At 41.1% G+C, this 17,941-nt stretch carries 16 protein-coding genes and 1 rRNA gene; 13 read left to right on the top strand and 4 right to left on the bottom strand.

Going from position 1 to position 17,941, the window contains the following annotated elements:
* Positions 1–6 precede the first annotated feature (6 nt).
* From rrf to der, 6 genes are all read left to right on the top strand, one after another.
* A 5S ribosomal RNA gene (gene rrf / locus BQ7997_RS17545) occupies positions 7–117 on the top strand.
* A 205-nt stretch (positions 118–322) separates the two neighbouring features.
* Entirely contained in the window at positions 323–901 is a 579-nt protein-coding gene (locus tag BQ7997_RS17550) for a YceD family protein (RefSeq protein ID WP_073347495.1), read from the top strand.
* A 12-nt stretch (positions 902–913) separates the two neighbouring features.
* Positions 914–1,099 carry a 50S ribosomal protein L32 gene (rpmF, locus tag BQ7997_RS17555; protein ID WP_004296852.1) on the top strand — a complete coding sequence of 62 codons (186 nt, stop codon included), beginning with the start codon at positions 914–916 and terminating at the stop codon, positions 1,097–1,099.
* A gap of 86 nt (positions 1,100–1,185) precedes the next feature.
* Positions 1,186–2,193 carry a beta-ketoacyl-ACP synthase III gene (locus BQ7997_RS17560; protein ID WP_044654976.1) on the top strand — a complete coding sequence of 336 codons (1,008 nt, stop codon included), beginning with the start codon at positions 1,186–1,188 and terminating at the stop codon, positions 2,191–2,193.
* Positions 2,194–2,279: 86 nt separating this feature from the next.
* Positions 2,280–3,161 carry a GTPase Era gene (gene era, locus BQ7997_RS17565; protein WP_073347496.1) on the top strand — a complete coding sequence of 294 codons (882 nt, stop codon included), beginning with the start codon at positions 2,280–2,282 and terminating at the stop codon, positions 3,159–3,161.
* A 48-nt stretch (positions 3,162–3,209) separates the two neighbouring features.
* Entirely contained in the window at positions 3,210–4,523 is a 1,314-nt protein-coding gene (gene der, locus BQ7997_RS17570) for a ribosome biogenesis GTPase Der (protein ID WP_044654978.1), read from the top strand.
* A 65-nt stretch (positions 4,524–4,588) separates the two neighbouring features.
* On the opposite strand, the gene lptB is transcribed toward der, so the two are convergent.
* Positions 4,589–5,350 carry an LPS export ABC transporter ATP-binding protein gene (gene lptB / locus BQ7997_RS17575; RefSeq protein ID WP_044654979.1) on the bottom strand — a complete coding sequence of 254 codons (762 nt, stop codon included), beginning with the start codon at positions 5,348–5,350 and terminating at the stop codon, positions 4,589–4,591.
* Positions 5,351–5,425: 75 nt separating this feature from the next.
* Here lptB and BQ7997_RS17580 point away from each other — a divergent pair, with 75 nt between their 5' ends.
* Both BQ7997_RS17580 and BQ7997_RS17585 read left to right on the top strand, forming a co-directional pair.
* Positions 5,426–6,169, top strand: coding sequence for an MlaE family ABC transporter permease (locus tag BQ7997_RS17580; protein ID WP_073347497.1), 744 nt, complete (start codon positions 5,426–5,428; stop codon positions 6,167–6,169).
* Entirely contained in the window at positions 6,166–6,936 is a 771-nt protein-coding gene (locus BQ7997_RS17585) for an ABC transporter ATP-binding protein (RefSeq protein WP_044654981.1), read from the top strand. Before BQ7997_RS17580 ends, BQ7997_RS17585 begins: the two co-directional genes overlap by 4 nt.
* A 111-nt stretch (positions 6,937–7,047) precedes the next feature.
* On the opposite strand, the gene BQ7997_RS17590 is transcribed toward BQ7997_RS17585, so the two are convergent.
* Positions 7,048–7,293: an RNA recognition motif domain-containing protein gene (locus BQ7997_RS17590; protein WP_004297160.1), complete on the bottom strand. Its 246-nt coding sequence runs from the start codon at positions 7,291–7,293 to the stop codon at positions 7,048–7,050.
* A gap of 398 nt (positions 7,294–7,691) precedes the next feature.
* On the opposite strand from BQ7997_RS17590, the gene tig reads away from it, so the two are divergent.
* From tig to recQ, 4 genes are all read left to right on the top strand, one after another.
* The gene (gene tig, locus BQ7997_RS17595) at positions 7,692–9,047 is read left to right on the top strand and encodes a trigger factor (protein ID WP_044654667.1); all 1,356 of its coding nucleotides are present in this window, start codon (positions 7,692–7,694) and stop codon (positions 9,045–9,047) included.
* Between the two features lie 142 nt (positions 9,048–9,189).
* Complete coding sequence (clpP, locus tag BQ7997_RS17600) at positions 9,190–9,852, top strand: ATP-dependent Clp endopeptidase proteolytic subunit ClpP (protein ID WP_004297164.1); 663 nt, start codon at positions 9,190–9,192, stop codon at positions 9,850–9,852.
* Between the two features lie 2 nt (positions 9,853–9,854).
* The gene (gene clpX, locus BQ7997_RS17605) at positions 9,855–11,099 is read left to right on the top strand and encodes an ATP-dependent Clp protease ATP-binding subunit ClpX (RefSeq protein WP_073347498.1); all 1,245 of its coding nucleotides are present in this window, start codon (positions 9,855–9,857) and stop codon (positions 11,097–11,099) included.
* Positions 11,100–11,267: 168 nt separating this feature from the next.
* Positions 11,268–13,448 carry a DNA helicase RecQ gene (recQ, locus tag BQ7997_RS17610; protein ID WP_022137750.1) on the top strand — a complete coding sequence of 727 codons (2,181 nt, stop codon included), beginning with the start codon at positions 11,268–11,270 and terminating at the stop codon, positions 13,446–13,448.
* A 260-nt stretch (positions 13,449–13,708) separates the two neighbouring features.
* Here the strand turns inward: recQ and BQ7997_RS17615 are convergent, their stop codons facing one another.
* Complete coding sequence (locus tag BQ7997_RS17615; RefSeq protein ID WP_073347499.1) at positions 13,709–14,647, bottom strand: hypothetical protein; 939 nt, start codon at positions 14,645–14,647, stop codon at positions 13,709–13,711.
* 122 nt (positions 14,648–14,769) lie between these two features.
* Positions 14,770–15,531 (bottom strand): hypothetical protein, encoded by a 762-nt coding sequence (locus tag BQ7997_RS17620; protein ID WP_139260926.1) that lies wholly within the window; start codon positions 15,529–15,531, stop codon positions 14,770–14,772.
* Positions 15,532–15,962: 431 nt separating this feature from the next.
* On the opposite strand from BQ7997_RS17620, the gene BQ7997_RS17625 reads away from it, so the two are divergent.
* Positions 15,963–17,768, top strand: a complete 1,806-nt coding sequence (locus BQ7997_RS17625) for a hypothetical protein (RefSeq protein ID WP_139260928.1) — start codon at positions 15,963–15,965, stop codon at positions 17,766–17,768.
* Positions 17,769–17,941 lie beyond the last annotated feature (173 nt).

Here is a 17,941-nt window from a genome sequence, read left to right on the forward strand (position 1 = left end):
CCTTCTTCAGGTGGTTATAGCACGAGGGTTCCACCTCTTCCCATTCCGAACAGAGAAGTTAAGCCTCGTCACGCCGATGGTACTGCGTAACAGTGGGAGAGTAGGTAGCCGCCGTTTTTAAGAAGCCTCGCTTGTCTATTTGACGGGCGAGGCTTTCTTTTTTTACTGTTCCGGCATTTATACGACTCTTTTTAACAGTCGCAAACCTTATAATACGTATTAAAAAAGTGAATATTTACAGGTAATTTGTATGTTATGAGGATATTTATTTGTATCTTTGTCGCCCGAATTGTAAGCTAACGATTTAAAAAAGAGAGAAGCTTTGGGAAAATTTGATAAATACAAAATTGACTTGAAAGGTATGCAAACAGACTCTGTTAAGTATGAGTTTGTATTGGATAACCTTTACTTCGCTCACATTGACGGACCTGAAGTTCAGAAAGGAAAGGTTAATGTTACATTGACCGTGAAAAGAACCTCTCGTGCTTTCGAGATGAGTTTTCAGACAGACGGAATGGTATGGGTACCATGCGACCGTTGCCTGGATGATATGGAGCTAACAATCAGTTCTTCTGATAAACTGATGGTGAAGTTTGGAAATGGATATGCAGAAGAAGGCGACAACCTTATTGTGATTCCCGAGGAAGAAGGAGAAATCAATGTTGCATGGTTCATGTATGAGTTTATTGCACTGTCTATCCCGATGAAGCATGTACACGCTCCCGGTAAGTGCAATAAAGCGGTAACAAGTAAGCTGAACAAGCATTTGAAAACAGATGCGAATGATGATAGCGATGATAATTTCGACACGGGTGGAGAGGACATCGTAATAGAGGAAGAAGCGGAGGAACAAATTGACCCTCGCTGGAATGAATTAAAAAAAATATTAGATAATAATTAAAGTTTTAAGAAAATGGCACATCCTAAGAGAAGACAATCAAGTACGAGACAAGCAAAGAGAAGAACTCATGATAAGGCGGTAGCTCCTACTTTGGCTATTTGCCCGAATTGCGGTGAATGGCATGTATACCACACTGTATGTGGCGCTTGCGGTTACTACAGAGGTAAGCTCGCTATTGAGAAAGAAGCAGCTGTATAATTAGTACAGTCATACTGAAACAGCCTGAGGGTAATTCTCTCCGGCTGCTTTAAGTATTATAGTATTGCTAATTTAAAATAGGTTTGATGGAAAAAATAAATGCAGTAATCACAGGAGTCGGTGGATATGTTCCCGATTATATCTTGACTAACGACGAGATATCAAAGATGGTGGATACCAACGATGAATGGATTATGACTCGTATCGGAGTAAAGGAAAGACATATTCTGAATGAGGAAGGATTAGGTAGTTCATACATGGCACGCAAAGCTGCCAAACAGTTGATGAAAAAGACTGGCGCTAATCCGGACGATATTGATTTGGTTATTGTGGCTACGAGTACTCCTGACTATCACTTCCCTTCTACAGCTTCTATTCTTTGCGACAAACTCGGACTGAAGAATGCGTTCGCTTTCGATTTGCAGGCTGCTTGTAGCGGTTTCCTGTATTTGATGGAGACGGGTGCGAATTTTATCCGTTCGGGAAGATATAAGAAAATTATCATTGTCGGTGCCGATAAGATGTCGTCAATGGTTAACTATACAGATCGTGCTACCTGTCCTATCTTTGGTGACGGTGCTGCCGCTTTTATGCTGGAGCCTACTACGGAAGATTACGGAATTATGGATTCGATACTGAGAACGGATGGTAAAGGCTTGCCTTTCCTTCATATGAAAGCCGGTGGTTCGGTTTGTCCGCCGTCTTATTTCACGGTTGACAATAAAATGCATTATCTGCACCAGGAAGGAAGAACAGTATTCAAATATGCTGTTTCCAGTATGTCGGACGTTTCTGCTGCCATCGCAGAAAAGAATGGACTGACAAAAGATACAATCGACTGGGTTGTGCCGCATCAGGCAAATGTCCGTATTATCGAAGCGGTGGCTCATCGTATGGAATTGCCGATGGACAAAGTGCTGGTGAATATCGAACATTACGGTAACACAAGTGCTGCTACGCTTCCTTTGTGTATTTGGGATTATGAAGATAAACTCAAGAAAGGTGATAACATCATTTTCACTGCATTCGGCGCCGGATTTACTTGGGGTGCGGTTTATGTGAAGTGGGGTTATGACGGAAAGAAGGAACAGTAACACTCGTTACTAAACTATAACACTCAAAAACGCATCTTATTTCGGTTCGATGCGTTTTTTTGTCTCAACCAATAAAATGAAGAGAAATGCATAAAGCAGGTTTTGTAAACATCGTAGGAAATCCGAATGTCGGAAAATCGACATTAATGAACGCTTTGGTGGGCGAACGTATCTCGATTGCCACCTTCAAGGCGCAGACTACTCGTCATCGCATTATGGGAATCTATAATACGGATGAAATGCAGATTGTTTTTTCTGATACTCCGGGAGTATTGAAACCTAACTACAAGCTACAGGAGTCTATGCTGAACTTTTCTACTTCGGCACTGGCGGATGCGGATGTTTTGCTTTATGTGACTGACGTGGTAGAGACACCGGATAAAAATAATGAGTTTATGGCAAAGGTACGTGAAATGACGGTGCCTGTCTTATTGCTCATTAACAAGATTGACCTTACCGACCAGGAAAAGCTGGTCAAGCTGGTAGAAGAATGGAAGGAACTGCTTCCGCAGGCCGAGATTATTCCGATTTCTGCCGCATCGAAGTTCAATGTGGATTATGTGATGAAGCGGATCAAGGAATTGCTGCCCGACTCTCCCCCTTATTTTGGGAAAGACCAATGGACGGACAAGCCTGCACGTTTCTTCGTGAATGAGATTATCCGTGAAAAGATTTTGCTCTATTACGACAAAGAGATTCCCTATTCGGTGGAAGTGGTCGTGGAAGAGTTTAAGGAAGAGCCGAAGAAGATTCAGATTCGGGCGATAATTTATGTGGAACGTGATTCGCAGAAGGGAATCATTATCGGTAAACAGGGAAAGGCGCTGAAGAAGGTTGCTACTGAAGCCCGCCGTGAACTGGAACGTTTCTTTGGAAAGACTATTTACCTGGAAACGTATGTGAAAGTTGATAAGGATTGGCGTAGTTCGGATAAGGAACTGCGTAATTTCGGTTATCAGTTAGATTAAGAGTATTCATGCGACTGGGATAGTCGTGAAAAAACAAGGTATTGAACTATGAGTAATTTAGTTGCAATTGTAGGACGCCCCAATGTGGGCAAGTCTACCTTATTTAACCGTCTGACGAAAACTCGTCAGGCTATTGTGAATGAAGAAGCGGGGACAACCCGAGACAGACAATATGGCAAGTCAGAGTGGCTGGGCCGTGAGTTTTCCGTGGTAGATACCGGCGGATGGGTAGTAAACTCGGATGATATTTTCGAAGAGGAAATTCGCAAGCAGGTATTGCTGGCAGTGGATGAAGCGGACGTGATTTTGTTCGTAGTGGATGTGATGAACGGGGTGACTGACCTGGATATGCAGGTAGCGGCTATCCTGCGCCGTGCCAACAGCCCGGTGATTATGGTTGCCAACAAGACGGATAACCATGACTTGCAATACAATGCCCCCGAATTTTATAAATTGGGATTGGGTGACCCTTATTGTATTTCTGCTATGACAGGAAGTGGCACGGGTGATTTGATGGACTTGATTGTCAGCAAATTCAAGAAAGAGGCTTCTGAAATTCTGGATGACGAGATTCCTCGTTTTGCCGTAGTAGGCCGCCCGAATGCCGGAAAATCTTCTATCGTAAACGCGTTTATCGGTGAAGAACGCAATATTGTTACCGAGATTGCCGGAACAACCCGCGATTCTATCTATACCCGTTACAATAAATTCGGATTTGATTTCTATCTGGTAGATACAGCCGGTATCCGTAAGAAGAACAAGGTGAATGAAGACTTGGAATATTATTCAGTGATTCGTTCGATTCGTTCCATCGAAGGTTCGGATGTTTGTATTCTGATGTTGGATGCAACGAGAGGGGTTGAAAGCCAGGACTTGAATATCTTCTCACTGATTCAGAAGAACCAGAAGGGATTGGTGGTCGTTATCAATAAATGGGACTTGGTGGAAGACAAATCGGTGAAAGTGCAAAAAGAATTTGAAACGGCTGTGCGTTCACGCTTTGCCCCGTTCGTGGATTTCCCTATTATCTTTGCGTCCGCATTGACCAAGCAACGTATCCTGAAAGTGCTGGAAGAAGCGCGTAATGTATATGAGAACCGGACAACAAAGATTGCGACTGCCCGTTTGAATGAAGAAATGCTTCCGTTGATCGAGGCATATCCGCCCCCTTCAAACAAAGGCAAATATATCAAGATTAAGTATATCACGCAGTTGCCGAATACACAAGTGCCTTCATTTGTCTATTTTGCCAATCTGCCGCAGTATGTGAAGGAGCCTTATAAACGCTTCCTTGAAAACAAGATGCGTGAGAAGTGGAACCTTACAGGTACGCCGATTAATATTTATATCCGACAGAAGTAAGATATATATCCAATAAAAAACGCCCGGAAACGTAATGCTTCCGGGCGTTTTTTATCGGGTAGTTTTTATTTCTCCAACTGGAAATCCTTGCGGCGTAGTACGAAACTGTTACTCAGATACTTTTCACGTACAATCTGATTCTCGGACAATTCTTCGGGTGTACCTTGGAAAAGAATCTTTCCTTCGAAAAGCAGATAGGCGCGGTCGGTAATACTGAGCGTTTCCTGCACGTTGTGGTCGGTAATCAGGATGCCGATATTCTTATCTTTCAGTTTCCACACGATTTGCTGGATATCTTCTACGGCAATCGGGTCGACACCGGCGAAAGGTTCGTCGAGCATGATGAATTTCGGGTCGATGGCAAGGCAGCGTGCAATCTCCGTACGGCGGCGCTCACCACCGGACAACTGGTTACCGTTGTTCTTGCGTACCTTTTGCAGGCGGAATTCCGCTATCAGGCTTTCGAGCTTTTCCTTTTGATATTCTTTGGGCTTGTTGGTCATTTCGAGCACGGCGGCAATATTGTCTTCCACGCTCATCTGACGGAATACGGAGGCTTCCTGGGCAAGGTAGCCGATTCCCGTTTGCGCCCGTTTATAAACCGGATATTTGGTAATCTCCAGGTCGTCGAGGAAGATGCGCCCTTCATTCGGGGTAATCAATCCTACGGTCATATAGAATGAAGTCGTCTTGCCGGCACCGTTCGGCCCCAGCAAACCCACAATCTCACCTTGCTTCACATTGATGGAAACGTGGCTTACAACGGTTCGTTTACCGTACTTTTTCACCAGGTCTTCCGTGCGGAGCACCATCTTGCTTTCTTCCATATTCTAGTTATTTTGCGGCAAATGTAGTAAAAATAAGCCGAAATAATGTACATTTGCAGACAAATAGTGTGAGTTATGATAAAAGCATTGAGAACCGTCGGAAGATATTTCATGCTGATGGGACGGACTTTTTCCCGTCCTGAACGTATGCGTATGTTTTTCCGGCAATACCTTAACGAGTTGGAGCAGCTAGGCGTGAACTCCATCGGAATCGTGCTGTTGATTTCGTTTTTCATCGGCGCGGTGATTACCATTCAGATTAAGTTGAATATCGAAAGTCCGTGGATGCCCCGCTGGACGGTAGGATACGTGACCCGTGAAATTATGTTGCTGGAGTTTTCTTCTTCCATCATGTGCCTGATTCTTGCGGGTAAAGTAGGGTCGAACATTGCTTCGGAGTTGGGAACAATGCGCGTGACGCAACAGATTGACGCGCTCGAGATTATGGGGGTCAATTCCGCCAACTATCTGATTCTGCCTAAGATTTCGGCTATGGTGACCGTTATTCCCATATTGGTGACATTCAGTATATTCGCCGGTATCATAGGGGCCTTTTGTACCTGCTGGTTTGCCGGAGTGATGAATGCCGTCGACCTTGAATATGGTTTGCAGTATATGTTTAATGAGTGGTTCATATGGGCGGGTATCATCAAATCTCTCTTCTTCGCCTTTATTATTGCAAGTGTGTCCGCTTTCTTCGGATATACGGTGGAAGGCGGTTCGATTGCTGTGGGAAAGGCTTCTACGGATTCCGTAGTGTCGAGCAGTGTCCTGATTCTGTTTGCGGATTTGATATTAACTAAACTTTTGATGGGATGATTGAGGTTAAGGGACTTTATAAATCGTTTGACGATAAGACAGTATTGAGCGATATCAATGCGGACTTTGAGAATGGAAAGACAAACCTGATTATCGGCCAGAGTGGTTCCGGTAAAACGGTGCTGATGAAATGTATCGTAGGACTGCTGACTCCTGAGAAAGGTGAGGTCTTGTATGACGGACGAAATCTCGTGATGATGGGGAAGAAGGAGAAGAAGATGCTCCGCAAGGAAATGGGAATGATTTTCCAGAGTGCCGCTCTTTTCGACTCCATGTCGGTGCTGGACAATGTGATGTTTCCTTTGAATATGTTCAGCAATGATACATTGCGCGAGCGCACCAAACGCGCCATGTTCTGCCTGGAACGTGTCAACCTGACTGAAGCGAAAGATAAGTTTCCCGGAGAAATCAGTGGAGGTATGCAGAAGCGTGTAGCTATCGCGCGCGCCATTTCGCTGAATCCGCAATACCTGTTCTGCGATGAGCCGAACTCGGGACTGGATCCAAAGACTTCATTGGTGATTGACGACTTGATTCACGATATTACACAGGAATATAATATGACCACGATTATCAATACGCATGATATGAATTCGGTATTGGGAATCGGTGAAAAGGTGATTTATATCTATGAGGGACATAAGGAATGGGAAGGGACGAAAGACGATATCTTCACTTCTACCAATGAACGCCTGAACAACTTTATCTTTGCTTCGGATTTGCTTCGCAAGGTGAAAGACCTTGAAGTGCAAAGCATGGAAGGTTGAAATGGGAAAGAATTGGAATAAGGCAATAAAAAAGGAAATAAGGCTATAAAAAAACTTCTGTCATCAAGTGGCAGAAGTTTCTTTTTTTTCTTGGCTATGTAGCGTCGGCAATTAAGCTCTGGGTCTAGCTTCTTTAACTACCATAGTACGTCCCATGTATTCAGCTCCGTTTAGTTCTGCGATAGCTTTGGCAGCTGCAGCATCGTCTTCCATTTCGATGAAAGCGAATCCTTTTGATTTACCGGTTTCACGGTCCATAACAACTTTAACTGATGATACTGCGCCGTAATCTTCCATCACTTGTTGCAGATCTCCTTCCTTAACACGGTAGTTAAGGTTTCCAACATAAATGTTCATAATGAAAATGATAAAAAATAAATAAATGAATAAAACTCTCTGGACAGATGGTTACTAATAAAAGGATTAAAACGACAGAGAGTTTACAAAAGCGTTTCTGGAACGGAAGTAAAAACCTTGTAATCAAATCGAGAAACTAATGGTCCATCAATCCGGGACAAAGAAAAGAATAATTTTTGGATTGACCATCTTTTTGAAGATTTTATTTGCAGAAAATGAGCAAAAAAGGAAAACGATTGTTGCAATGAAGTATTGTTTATCAGCGATTTGTTAGTTATGTATTCTAAATAGATACGAAATAAATCAGCAATGTCTTTTGAAATTTAAAAGATTAGCACTAATTTTGCACCCTCATTTGAGTATAGAACAAAGTATAAATCAAATAAATAATTGTCAGAATGAACGTTTCATTACAAAACATTGACAAAGTAAGCGCAGAGCTTACTGTGAAGCTTGAGAAAGCCGATTATCAGGAGAAAGTAGACAAAGAGTTGAAATCACTCCGTCAGAAGGCGCAAATCCCGGGATTCCGTAAAGGCATGGTTCCGGTGAGCCTTATTAAAAAAATGTATGGTAAGTCTGTTATTGCAGAAGTAGTGAATAAAGCACTGCAAGAAGCTGTTTACAATTATATTAAAGAAAATAAGGTGAACATGTTGGGCGAGCCGTTGCCTAACGAAGAAAAGCAACAGAATATTGATTTCGATACAATGGATGAATTCGATTTCGTATTCGACATCGCTTTGGCACCTGAATTCAAGGCTGAAGTAAGCGCTGAAGATAAAGTAGATTATTATACAATCGAAGTATCTGAAGAAATGATCGACAATCAGGTGAAGATGTACACTCAACGCACCGGTAAGTACGATAAGGTAGATGCTTACGAAGATAACGACATGCTGAAAGGTCTGTTGGCACAGTTGGACGAAGAAGGTAACACGAAAGAAGGCGGTATTCAGGTAGAAGGTGCGGTAATGATGCCTTCTTATATGAAGAACGACGATCAGAAAGCTATCTTCGCTAATGCAAAGGTGAACGATGTATTGGTATTCAACCCGAATGTTGCTTATGACGGAAACGCTGCCGAGCTGGGTTCTTTGTTGAAGATTGACAAGGAAATCGCGAAAGACGTGAAGTCTGATTTCAGCTTCCAGGTAGAAGAAATCACTCGCTTTGTTCCGGGTGAACTGACTCAGGAAGTGTTCGACCAGGCATTCGGTGAAGGTGTTGTGAAGACTGAAGAAGAATTCCGCGCTAAAATCAAAGAAGAAATTGCGGCAAGATTCGTTGCCGACAGCGATTATAAGTTCTTGATTGACATTCGTAAAGTGATGATGGATAAAGTAGGTAAGCTGGAATTTTCCGACGCATTGCTGAAACGCATCATGTTGCTGAACAACGAAGAGAAAGGCGAAGAATATGTAGCTGAAAACTATGATAAGAGCATCGAAGAACTGACTTGGCACCTGATTAAGGAACAGTTGGTAGAATCCAACGACATCAAGGTGGAACAAGAAGATGTTCTGAAGATGGCAAAAGACACAACGAAGGCGCAGTTTGCTCAATACGGCATGCTGTCTGTTCCCGAAGATGTGCTTGACAACTATGCACAGGAGATGTTGAAGAAGAAAGAAACTATCAACAACCTGGTGAGCCGTGTTGTAGATGTGAAGTTGGCTGCTGCCCTGAAAGCACAGGTAACTTTGGAAAACAAGAACGTTTCTATCGAAGAATTCAATAAGATGTTTGAATAATCGTTCGGTTGAACAGCATATAATGTCACAGAAACACAGAGTTTTTATAAAATTATAACTCTGTGTTTTTTTGTGTCTCTGTATTCTTTTTCGTTTCTTTGTACTTACGTTTATTTTAAATTTTAAGAAAGGAACAATTAACATGGATGATTTTAGAAAATACGCAACCAAGCATTTAGGAATGAATGGCATGGTATTGGATGATGTGATTAAATCGCAGGCCGGGTATTTGAATCCCTATATTCTGGAAGAAAGGCAGTTGAACGTAACTCAACTCGACGTTTTCTCACGCTTGATGATGGATCGCATCATTTTTCTGGGTACCCAGGTAGATGACTATACGGCAAATACGCTTCAGGCACAGTTGCTGTATCTGGATTCTGTAGATCCGGGCAAGGACATTTCTATTTATATCAACTCTCCGGGCGGAAGTGTATATGCCGGACTGGGCATTTATGACACGATGCAGTTTATTTCCAGTGATGTTGCCACCATCTGTACAGGTATGGCGGCTTCGATGGCGGCTGTATTGCTGGTAGCCGGTGCCGAAGGCAAACGTTCTGCGTTGCCCCACTCACGCGTGATGATCCACCAACCGATGGGCGGTGCGCAGGGACAGGCTTCGGACATTGAAATCACGGCTCGTGAGATTCAGAAATTGAAGAAAGAACTTTATACAATCATCGCCGATCACTCGCATACTGACTTTGATAAGGTATGGGCGGATTCAGACCGCGACTACTGGATGACAGCGCAGGAAGCGAAAGAATATGGTATGATTGATGAGGTATTGATTAAGAAATAAAAATGGCTGATTCAAGAACAAAGAAAAAGTGTAGCTTCTGCGGCAGGTCGGAGAATGAAGTCGGATTCCTGATTACGGGAATGAACGGTTACATCTGCGACAGTTGCGCTACCCAGGCTTATGAGATTACTCAGGAAGCTCTGGGTGAGGGCAAGAAAAGCGCCGGAGCTACCAAACTCAATTTAAAGGAACTGCCCAAGCCGGTAGAAATCAAGAAATTCATCGACCAGTATGTAATCGGACAGGACGACGCGAAACGTTTCCTTTCCGTATCGGTCTACAACCATTATAAACGCCTGTTGCAAAAAGACAACAGTGATGATGTGGAGATTGAAAAGTCTAACATCATTATGGTGGGTAGCACCGGAACGGGAAAGACATTGCTGGCGCGTACCATTGCCAAGTTGTTGCACGTACCGTTTACGATTGTGGACGCTACGGTGTTGACGGAAGCCGGTTATGTGGGCGAAGATATTGAAAGTATTCTTACCCGTCTGCTTCAGGTAGCCGATTATAATGTGGCGGAAGCGGAACAGGGTATTGTGTTTATCGACGAAATCGACAAGATTGCCCGTAAAGGTGATAATCCTTCCATCACTCGCGACGTGAGCGGTGAAGGCGTGCAACAGGGATTGCTGAAATTGCTCGAAGGTTCAGTGGTGAATGTTCCTCCCCAGGGCGGACGCAAGCACCCCGACCAGAAGATGATTCCGGTGAATACCAAGAATATCCTCTTTATCTGTGGCGGTGCTTTCGACGGCATCGAGAAGAAAATCGCGCAGCGGTTGAATACGCACGTCGTAGGTTATACGGCTTCGCAGAAAACAGCGACGGTAGACAAGAATAACATGATGCAGTACATCGCTCCCCAGGATTTGAAGTCATTCGGACTGATTCCCGAAATTATCGGACGTCTTCCGGTGCTGACTTACCTCAATCCGCTGGATCGTGAAGCGCTCCGTGCTATCCTTACCGAACCGAAAAACTCTATCATCAAACAGTATATCAAACTGTTTGAAATGGATAACATCAAGCTGACATTCCAGGATGCTGTCTTCGAGTATATCGTGGACAAGGCGGTGGAATACAAGCTCGGTGCCCGTGGATTGCGCTCTATTGTGGAAACAATCATGATGGATGTCATGTTTGAAATCCCCTCGGAGAGTAAAAAAGAGTATGAGGTGACGCTGGATTACGCGAAACATCAACTGGAGAAAGCGAATATGGCACGACTACAAACCGCTTAAAATCAGAGCGTAAGGCGACAAAAAATGATTGTTACTGTATTTTCTTGAAAATATTAGTCACATTTTGCTTGGTAATTACGAAGTTGTTTATAACTTTGTTTGGCTCTCTTGAAAAAGAGGGCTTACTTAAAGTTGAACCATGAACTGAATAAAACAACCTAAGTTAAGATGGCAGGGAAGATTAATTTAACAAATGAACTGAAGAAGTATTTCGGATTTAATAAGTTCAAAGGAACTCAGGAGGCAATCATTCAGAATTTGCTCAGTGGTAGAGATACCTTTGTGCTGATGCCTACCGGTGGCGGGAAATCTTTGTGCTATCAGTTACCTTCACTCTTGATGGAAGGTACGGCTATTGTAATTTCTCCGCTTATTGCGTTGATGAAGAATCAGGTGGATGCCATGCGTAATTTCAGTGAAGAAGACGGCATTGCCCATTTTATCAATTCTTCGTTGAATAAAGGTGCGATAGACCAAGTGAAAACGGATATCCTTGCCGGAAAGACAAAATTGCTATATGTGGCACCGGAGTCTCTGACGAAGGAAGAAAACGTAGAATTTTTGCGCTCAGTGAAGATTTCGTTCTACGCGGTAGATGAAGCTCACTGTATTTCTGAATGGGGACATGACTTCCGGCCTGAATACCGTCGGATCCGGCCTATTATCAATGAAATTGGAAAAGCTCCGTTGATCGCGCTTACTGCGACGGCAACGCCAAAGGTACAGCATGATATCCAGAAAAACTTGGGAATGGTAGATGCCCAAGTATTCAAATCTTCGTTCAACCGCCCGAACCTATATTATGAGGTACGCGCGAAGACTGCCAATATCGACCGGGATATAATCAAGTTCATCAAGAACAATCCGGAGAAATCAGGTATCATCTATTGCCTGAGCCGGAAAAGAGTGGAAGAACTTGCTCAAATCCTTCAGGCGAATGGCGTAAATGCGCGCCCGTATCATGCGGGGATGGATTCGTTGACGAGAACCAAGAATCAGGATGACTTCCTGATGGAAAAGGTGGACGTCATTGTGGCTACTATTGCTTTCGGTATGGGAATAGACAAGCCCGACGTGCGGTTTGTGATTCACTACGATATTCCGAAGAGTCTGGAAGGATATTACCAGGAGACAGGACGCGCCGGACGAGATGGTGGTGAAGGTCAGTGCATAACCTTTTATACAAACAAAGACCTGCAGAAGCTCGAGAAGTTCATGCAGGGAAAACCTGTGGCAGAGCAGGAAATTGGAAAGCAGCTTCTGTTGGAAACCGCTGCTTATGCCGAATCTTCCGTATGCCGGCGCAAGACGTTGCTGCATTATTTCGGCGAAGAATATACGGAGGAGAATTGTGGAAATTGTGACAACTGTTTAAACCCTAAGAAACAAGTGGAGGCTCAAGAATTATTGTGTACCGTGATTGAAGCGATTATCGCGGTGAAAGAAAATTTTAAAGCAGATTATATAATAGACATACTACAAGGTAAAGAAACTTCGGAAGTACAGGCACATTTGCATGAAGACCTTGAGGTTTTCGGTTCCGGTATGGGTGAAGAGGACAAAACATGGAATGCGGTGATTCGTCAGGCTTTGATAGCGGGTTACTTGAGCAAGGATGTGGAACATTACGGACTCCTGAAAGTGACGGAGGAAGGGCATAAGTTCCTGAAGAAGCCGAAATCATTCAAGATTACAGAAGACAACGACTTTGAAGAGACTGAAGAAGAAGCACCGGCACGTGGCGGAGGTTCTTGTGCGGTAGACCCGGCTCTTTATTCAATGTTGAAGGACTTGCGGAAGAAGCTCTCGAAGAAACTGGAAGTTCCGCCTTATGTAATTTTTCAGGATCCGTCTTTGGAAGCGATGGCTACTATCTATCCGGTGACACTGGATGAACTGCAAAATATCCCCGGTGTAGGTGCCGGAAAGGCAAAACGCTACGGCGAAGAGTTCTGTAAACTGATTAAGCGCCACTGCGAAGAGAATGAGATAGAGCGCCCTGAAGACTTGCGCGTACGTACCGTTGCCAATAAGTCGAAGATGAAAGTGGCTATCATTCAGGCTATTGACCGCAAGGTGGCGTTGGATGACATCGCTCTTTCCAAAGGAATCGAGTTCGGCGAATTGCTGGACGAAGTGGAAGCGATTGTTTATTCGGGAACGAAACTGAATATCGATTATTTCCTGGAAGAAATCATGGACGAAGACCATATGCTCGATATCTACGATTATTTCAAGGAATCTACCACAGATAAGATTGACGATGCGCTTGATGAATTGGGCGACGACTTCACGGAAGAAGAAGTTCGCTTGGTACGTATCAAGTTCATCTCTGAAATGGCTAATTAAAAAAAAGCGAAAAAAATAGGCGTGCAGGTATGCTGTTTTGAATAAAAACTGTATATTTAGATTGGGTACTGTTTATCAGCAACTTACAAAGTTAGTTCCTCAAATTTGTACTTGTCTAGCCTTGTTTGAACGACACAAAGATAGGATTAATTATGTATAAGGCATAATTTTGAGATTAGAATTTTAGTCTGTATTTAGATGTGACAATTCATATTTAGATAAAAAAAGCCAGCTATCATCTCGATAACTGGCTTTTAATTTTACTCATCAGTAGAAGTACTTTGAGATTGTGTGTATTGCTCGTAGAAATTGTTAAGAAGACGATTTATAATGGTCTCTTTGGTATCGCCACCTCGCTGTCCTTTGGCTTTCTCTATCTGTTCTGCCTTCTCTTTGTTCAAACTTGAAAAGAACTTGACCAGATTGTCAATCGTAGCACCTTTTTGGTCATCGTCTGCTTCATCGTACTGATAGATAATCCAATCAATGAGAGTTCGACTTTTGAGAATCTCTTTAGAGAGGTGTTCTGCTGCTTTTAATAATCTTCTCCCCCTTTCCAATCCATTAGTTTTTCGTAATTTATCACTTATCTTACCCGCCATTGCATCTGCCATTACCTCTTTAGTAATACCCGCTTTAAACGTTCCCCATTTGGAAGCAGTGGGTAATGGATAACCTTCTTCGGTAAGCTCCACGATAAAATCAAGTAGCGGAAGCTTCTCTTTGCACGCCATTTTAGCCCCCTTAGGAAAGTCGCCTCCCTTCCAAGGATTTGTACAAATGTTAATTTCTGAAAACATTCTCGAGACTGCAATTTCTTCATTCAAAGCATAGATAAGATAGAACTCACCTTTGTACTTTTCTTCATCTTTTAAGTCCTTGTTAGCTTCCAGAAGATTTAGATGAGCTTTGTAACGGTGGTTTGCATCCACTAACACAACGTACCGGGCTGCATCAGCTTCACTAATGATTTCTCCCGTTTCAAAATCTACAATTTCCAATCCGGCTTCTATAACCTTCGTTGCATCCACTATGATAGCAGGAACTAACATTCCATTTGCCTTCATGGACTTCATTTTGGCTTTAACCACCTTTTCGTCGAAGTTACGATTACCTGACAGCCTAGCTATCTTGAGTCCTTTACTGGCTAGCACTGCTAGTGTTAAAACTTTAAGTGCTAATTCGTTTTTTTCGTTCATAAATTATACCCATGCCTTTGGGATTTATTTTGGTATCTAGCACACCAGTTGTTTTATGGTGGCAAAGCTATATAGAAAGATTGACCTAGATTAGGAGGGATTGGTCATCTTTTGGCAGTATTTTATCCTAAGAAAGCATGAACTTTATCTAATTCTCCCCTTATATATTCTTTCTTATCTTGTGCGGATATCCTTTCTTCATATTTATTTTTATTCGGTATTGGTATATTATATAGGCCCAACAAATCATATAGAAATGCTGCTTCTTCGTTTCTTATAGTCTTTACTTCTTTACTGAAAAAGGATGCATTTAATAAGTTCTTTCTCCAACAAGATAGTAATGTACCGATATAGTATTTACCATTCTCATTCAATAGGGCTTTCTCTCTCTGCATTAATTGTTTCAGTTTTATATCTAATATGCCAATAGGGTAAATTTCATTATTATCTTTATCTATGTATGTGACAAACTTCTTTCCTTTGTTGAATTTAATGCAAAAGCCATAAAAAGGGGCAGTCCATTCCATATAATCCCGATATTGGTATGGATTAGATAATAATATCATAAACAGTTTGTTGCATAATAATGATTTAATCATTGAGATTTGTTCAGTATCTATAATATGTTTCTTTTTCGATGTAATACTTTTAAGGGTTATTTGTTTATTCTCATGAATTAGATATAGAATTAGTTCACATAACTTTTTAATATTCGTTCTTTCATACTTAGACACTGTTTCAGTTGTAAATTGAAGTAAAAGCTTATCTGTATCATCATCATATTTGAGAATATTATACTTCTTAGCTAGTTTTATAATTATATCTTTCTTCTCTGGTTCTTGGGAAAATGACATATCAATGAGACGTTGGCGCAATTTCTTCATGGTATTATCTTTTAAAATCAATGACTGCAAAGAAACAAATTTATCCAATATTCCAGTCCACTGTATTATAAAAAAATAAGGCAGTAAATATATGTTTGTCATATAGCATATTATTGGCTATTATAATAACTTTAAAGAAGGTAAAACGAATATGGCAATTATAAATCAGGAGAATAAAAGGATTCTTTAATGTTAACTTAGTTTATAGCCTACAAGAAAATATGTGTGAATAAACATTATTTTAGGCAATATAAACACGAAAATAGTAACATATGCAATAAGTAAATATAATACGACTTGCATTTAAATGTTATAATATGTAATTTTGTGATTGGAAATGTTATTGATGTATATCAATAGAGTAAAACAACGATTACTGAAACAATATCTTTAATAGACATCCAAAGAAAATATTTTTATTGAATTACGATATGAAAGGAATACACATTTTATTTAGAAAAGGTGTTGGAGCATTTGTAGCCTTATGGCTTTGCATGAACATTACCGCTTGTCAAGAAAGTGAAGATAATACATTGCCAGAAGAAGATTATTCTATGTATTATACGTCAAATACAGAAAGTCTTCAAGGATGGGAAGAAGCCCTATTTTCGTCAACAGGAGCTTATGTTATGAAACAGAGGGATGAAGCTTATGGATATACCTATATGATAGGACTTGCTGATTCCCCTAATAACTGTGCTATGATTTTGTGTGATTTATCCAATCGTCCTCGTGAAATTTGCACACAAGGGACATTAATCAGTTTTAATGATTATACGGAAAAAGGAGTAGACATCAGTGTTTATGATAGTGAATCAGGAATTACAACAGAACATGTTCCTTGTATATTCCCAACGCATTTAGAAACTAGGACTGCATTAACTCGAAGCGATGAAATTCCCATTGCTATAAGTTTAGGTCTGAAGGTGCAAGCATTGGGCGAATTTGCGGCAAATGTTCATGATTATTATACGCTAGGTGGTTCTGGTGTAAAAGCTGCTCTTTCCACTGTTAGCGCAGTTGCCATGGTGTTGGGATATACTACAGATGGATGGGTAAATGCTTTAACGACTGCTGTTTCAGCCGCTTCTGATGTGACAATGTGGCTTAAATTTGGTGGAAAAACTTTAGGTGGAGCGGTTACTTTTACAGTTGGAACATATTTGGATTTATATTTGAAATATAAAGAATTGTACAAACAACAAATCGAGAACTTGTATGGTGATTGTCAAGTTACTACTGGAGGAGCACGTACAACAAGTCAGTCTTCTGCAAAAATTACCTTAGAAATTTCTGATTTTGAGACATTACCTTATACAGGTTATCAATGTGGTATAGCTATTAGCAAAAGTAATTTACTATATCCTACATTTAATGAAAGATGCCACCTGTTAGATGTAAATTCAGATGGCACTTATACTATTGATGTGGAAGGCTTGGAAGAAGGTCAGTACCGTTACCGTGCTTTTATTATCAGCTCCTCACGTGTTTCTATGTGGAAGGGTGATATTGCAGGTCCTTTGATTCTTTATGGAGAAATCAAAGAACTTGATTTCAAAAAGTCTGATGTGTATATAGGGGATGTACAACAGACTTCCGTAGATAATAATGGCGGACATAATTATATATTTGATTTCACGGTTACTGCTGAATGCAATTTGTTATTTGAGGATTGGGGAGTAGCTTTATATAAATGGGACGAGCTACAGGAGACAAAAACTGTATTGGCTAATAATGTCACTGGGAAGAAAACTTTTGCATTTCAGGTTAATGTAAACGATGTTTTTATGGACACTGAACATATACCATACAAACCTATTACAGAATATAAAATTGTACCATGTAAGAAAGAAAAAGAAGGGATGGTATACGACATTAATAAAGCTGTAAAAGTGGAACTTTCATATGACCCAATATCTCTGTTAACTAACACCACATGGACTGGATATTATAATGGCTTGTTTCATGATTGGAAATTTGGAAAGAGTGAGAGAGGTCAAAATTATTTAGGAATTGATGGATATACTTATGAGGGAGGGTATTATGTACGTTGTTATGAGGAATTTATATCTAGCTATTCTTATGATGCATCTACCCAAAGATTGCAATTCAATCCTCAATTTCCTTCTTTTGCTGGAAACTTTGATTGTTGCAGAATATTAACATTGACTAAAACGACTTTAATCATACTTCGTGAAGGTACAACGGAGGCTTGGACTTTTGAGAGAAAATTTTAGCTATTATGATGGCTATGTGTGTAAAGATAATTTCCAATTTGATATATAAAATATGTTTCATGTAGTCTTTAGGCACTTTTTGTGTAGTAGTTCATTAGGTTATTTATTTGTAATTGACTACCTTTACTGTAGATAAATCAATTACCAACCTATTTATTCCTACACAAATATGC

This window comes from Bacteroides congonensis, from assembly GCF_900130125.1.
Taxonomy (GTDB): domain Bacteria; phylum Bacteroidota; class Bacteroidia; order Bacteroidales; family Bacteroidaceae; genus Bacteroides; species Bacteroides congonensis.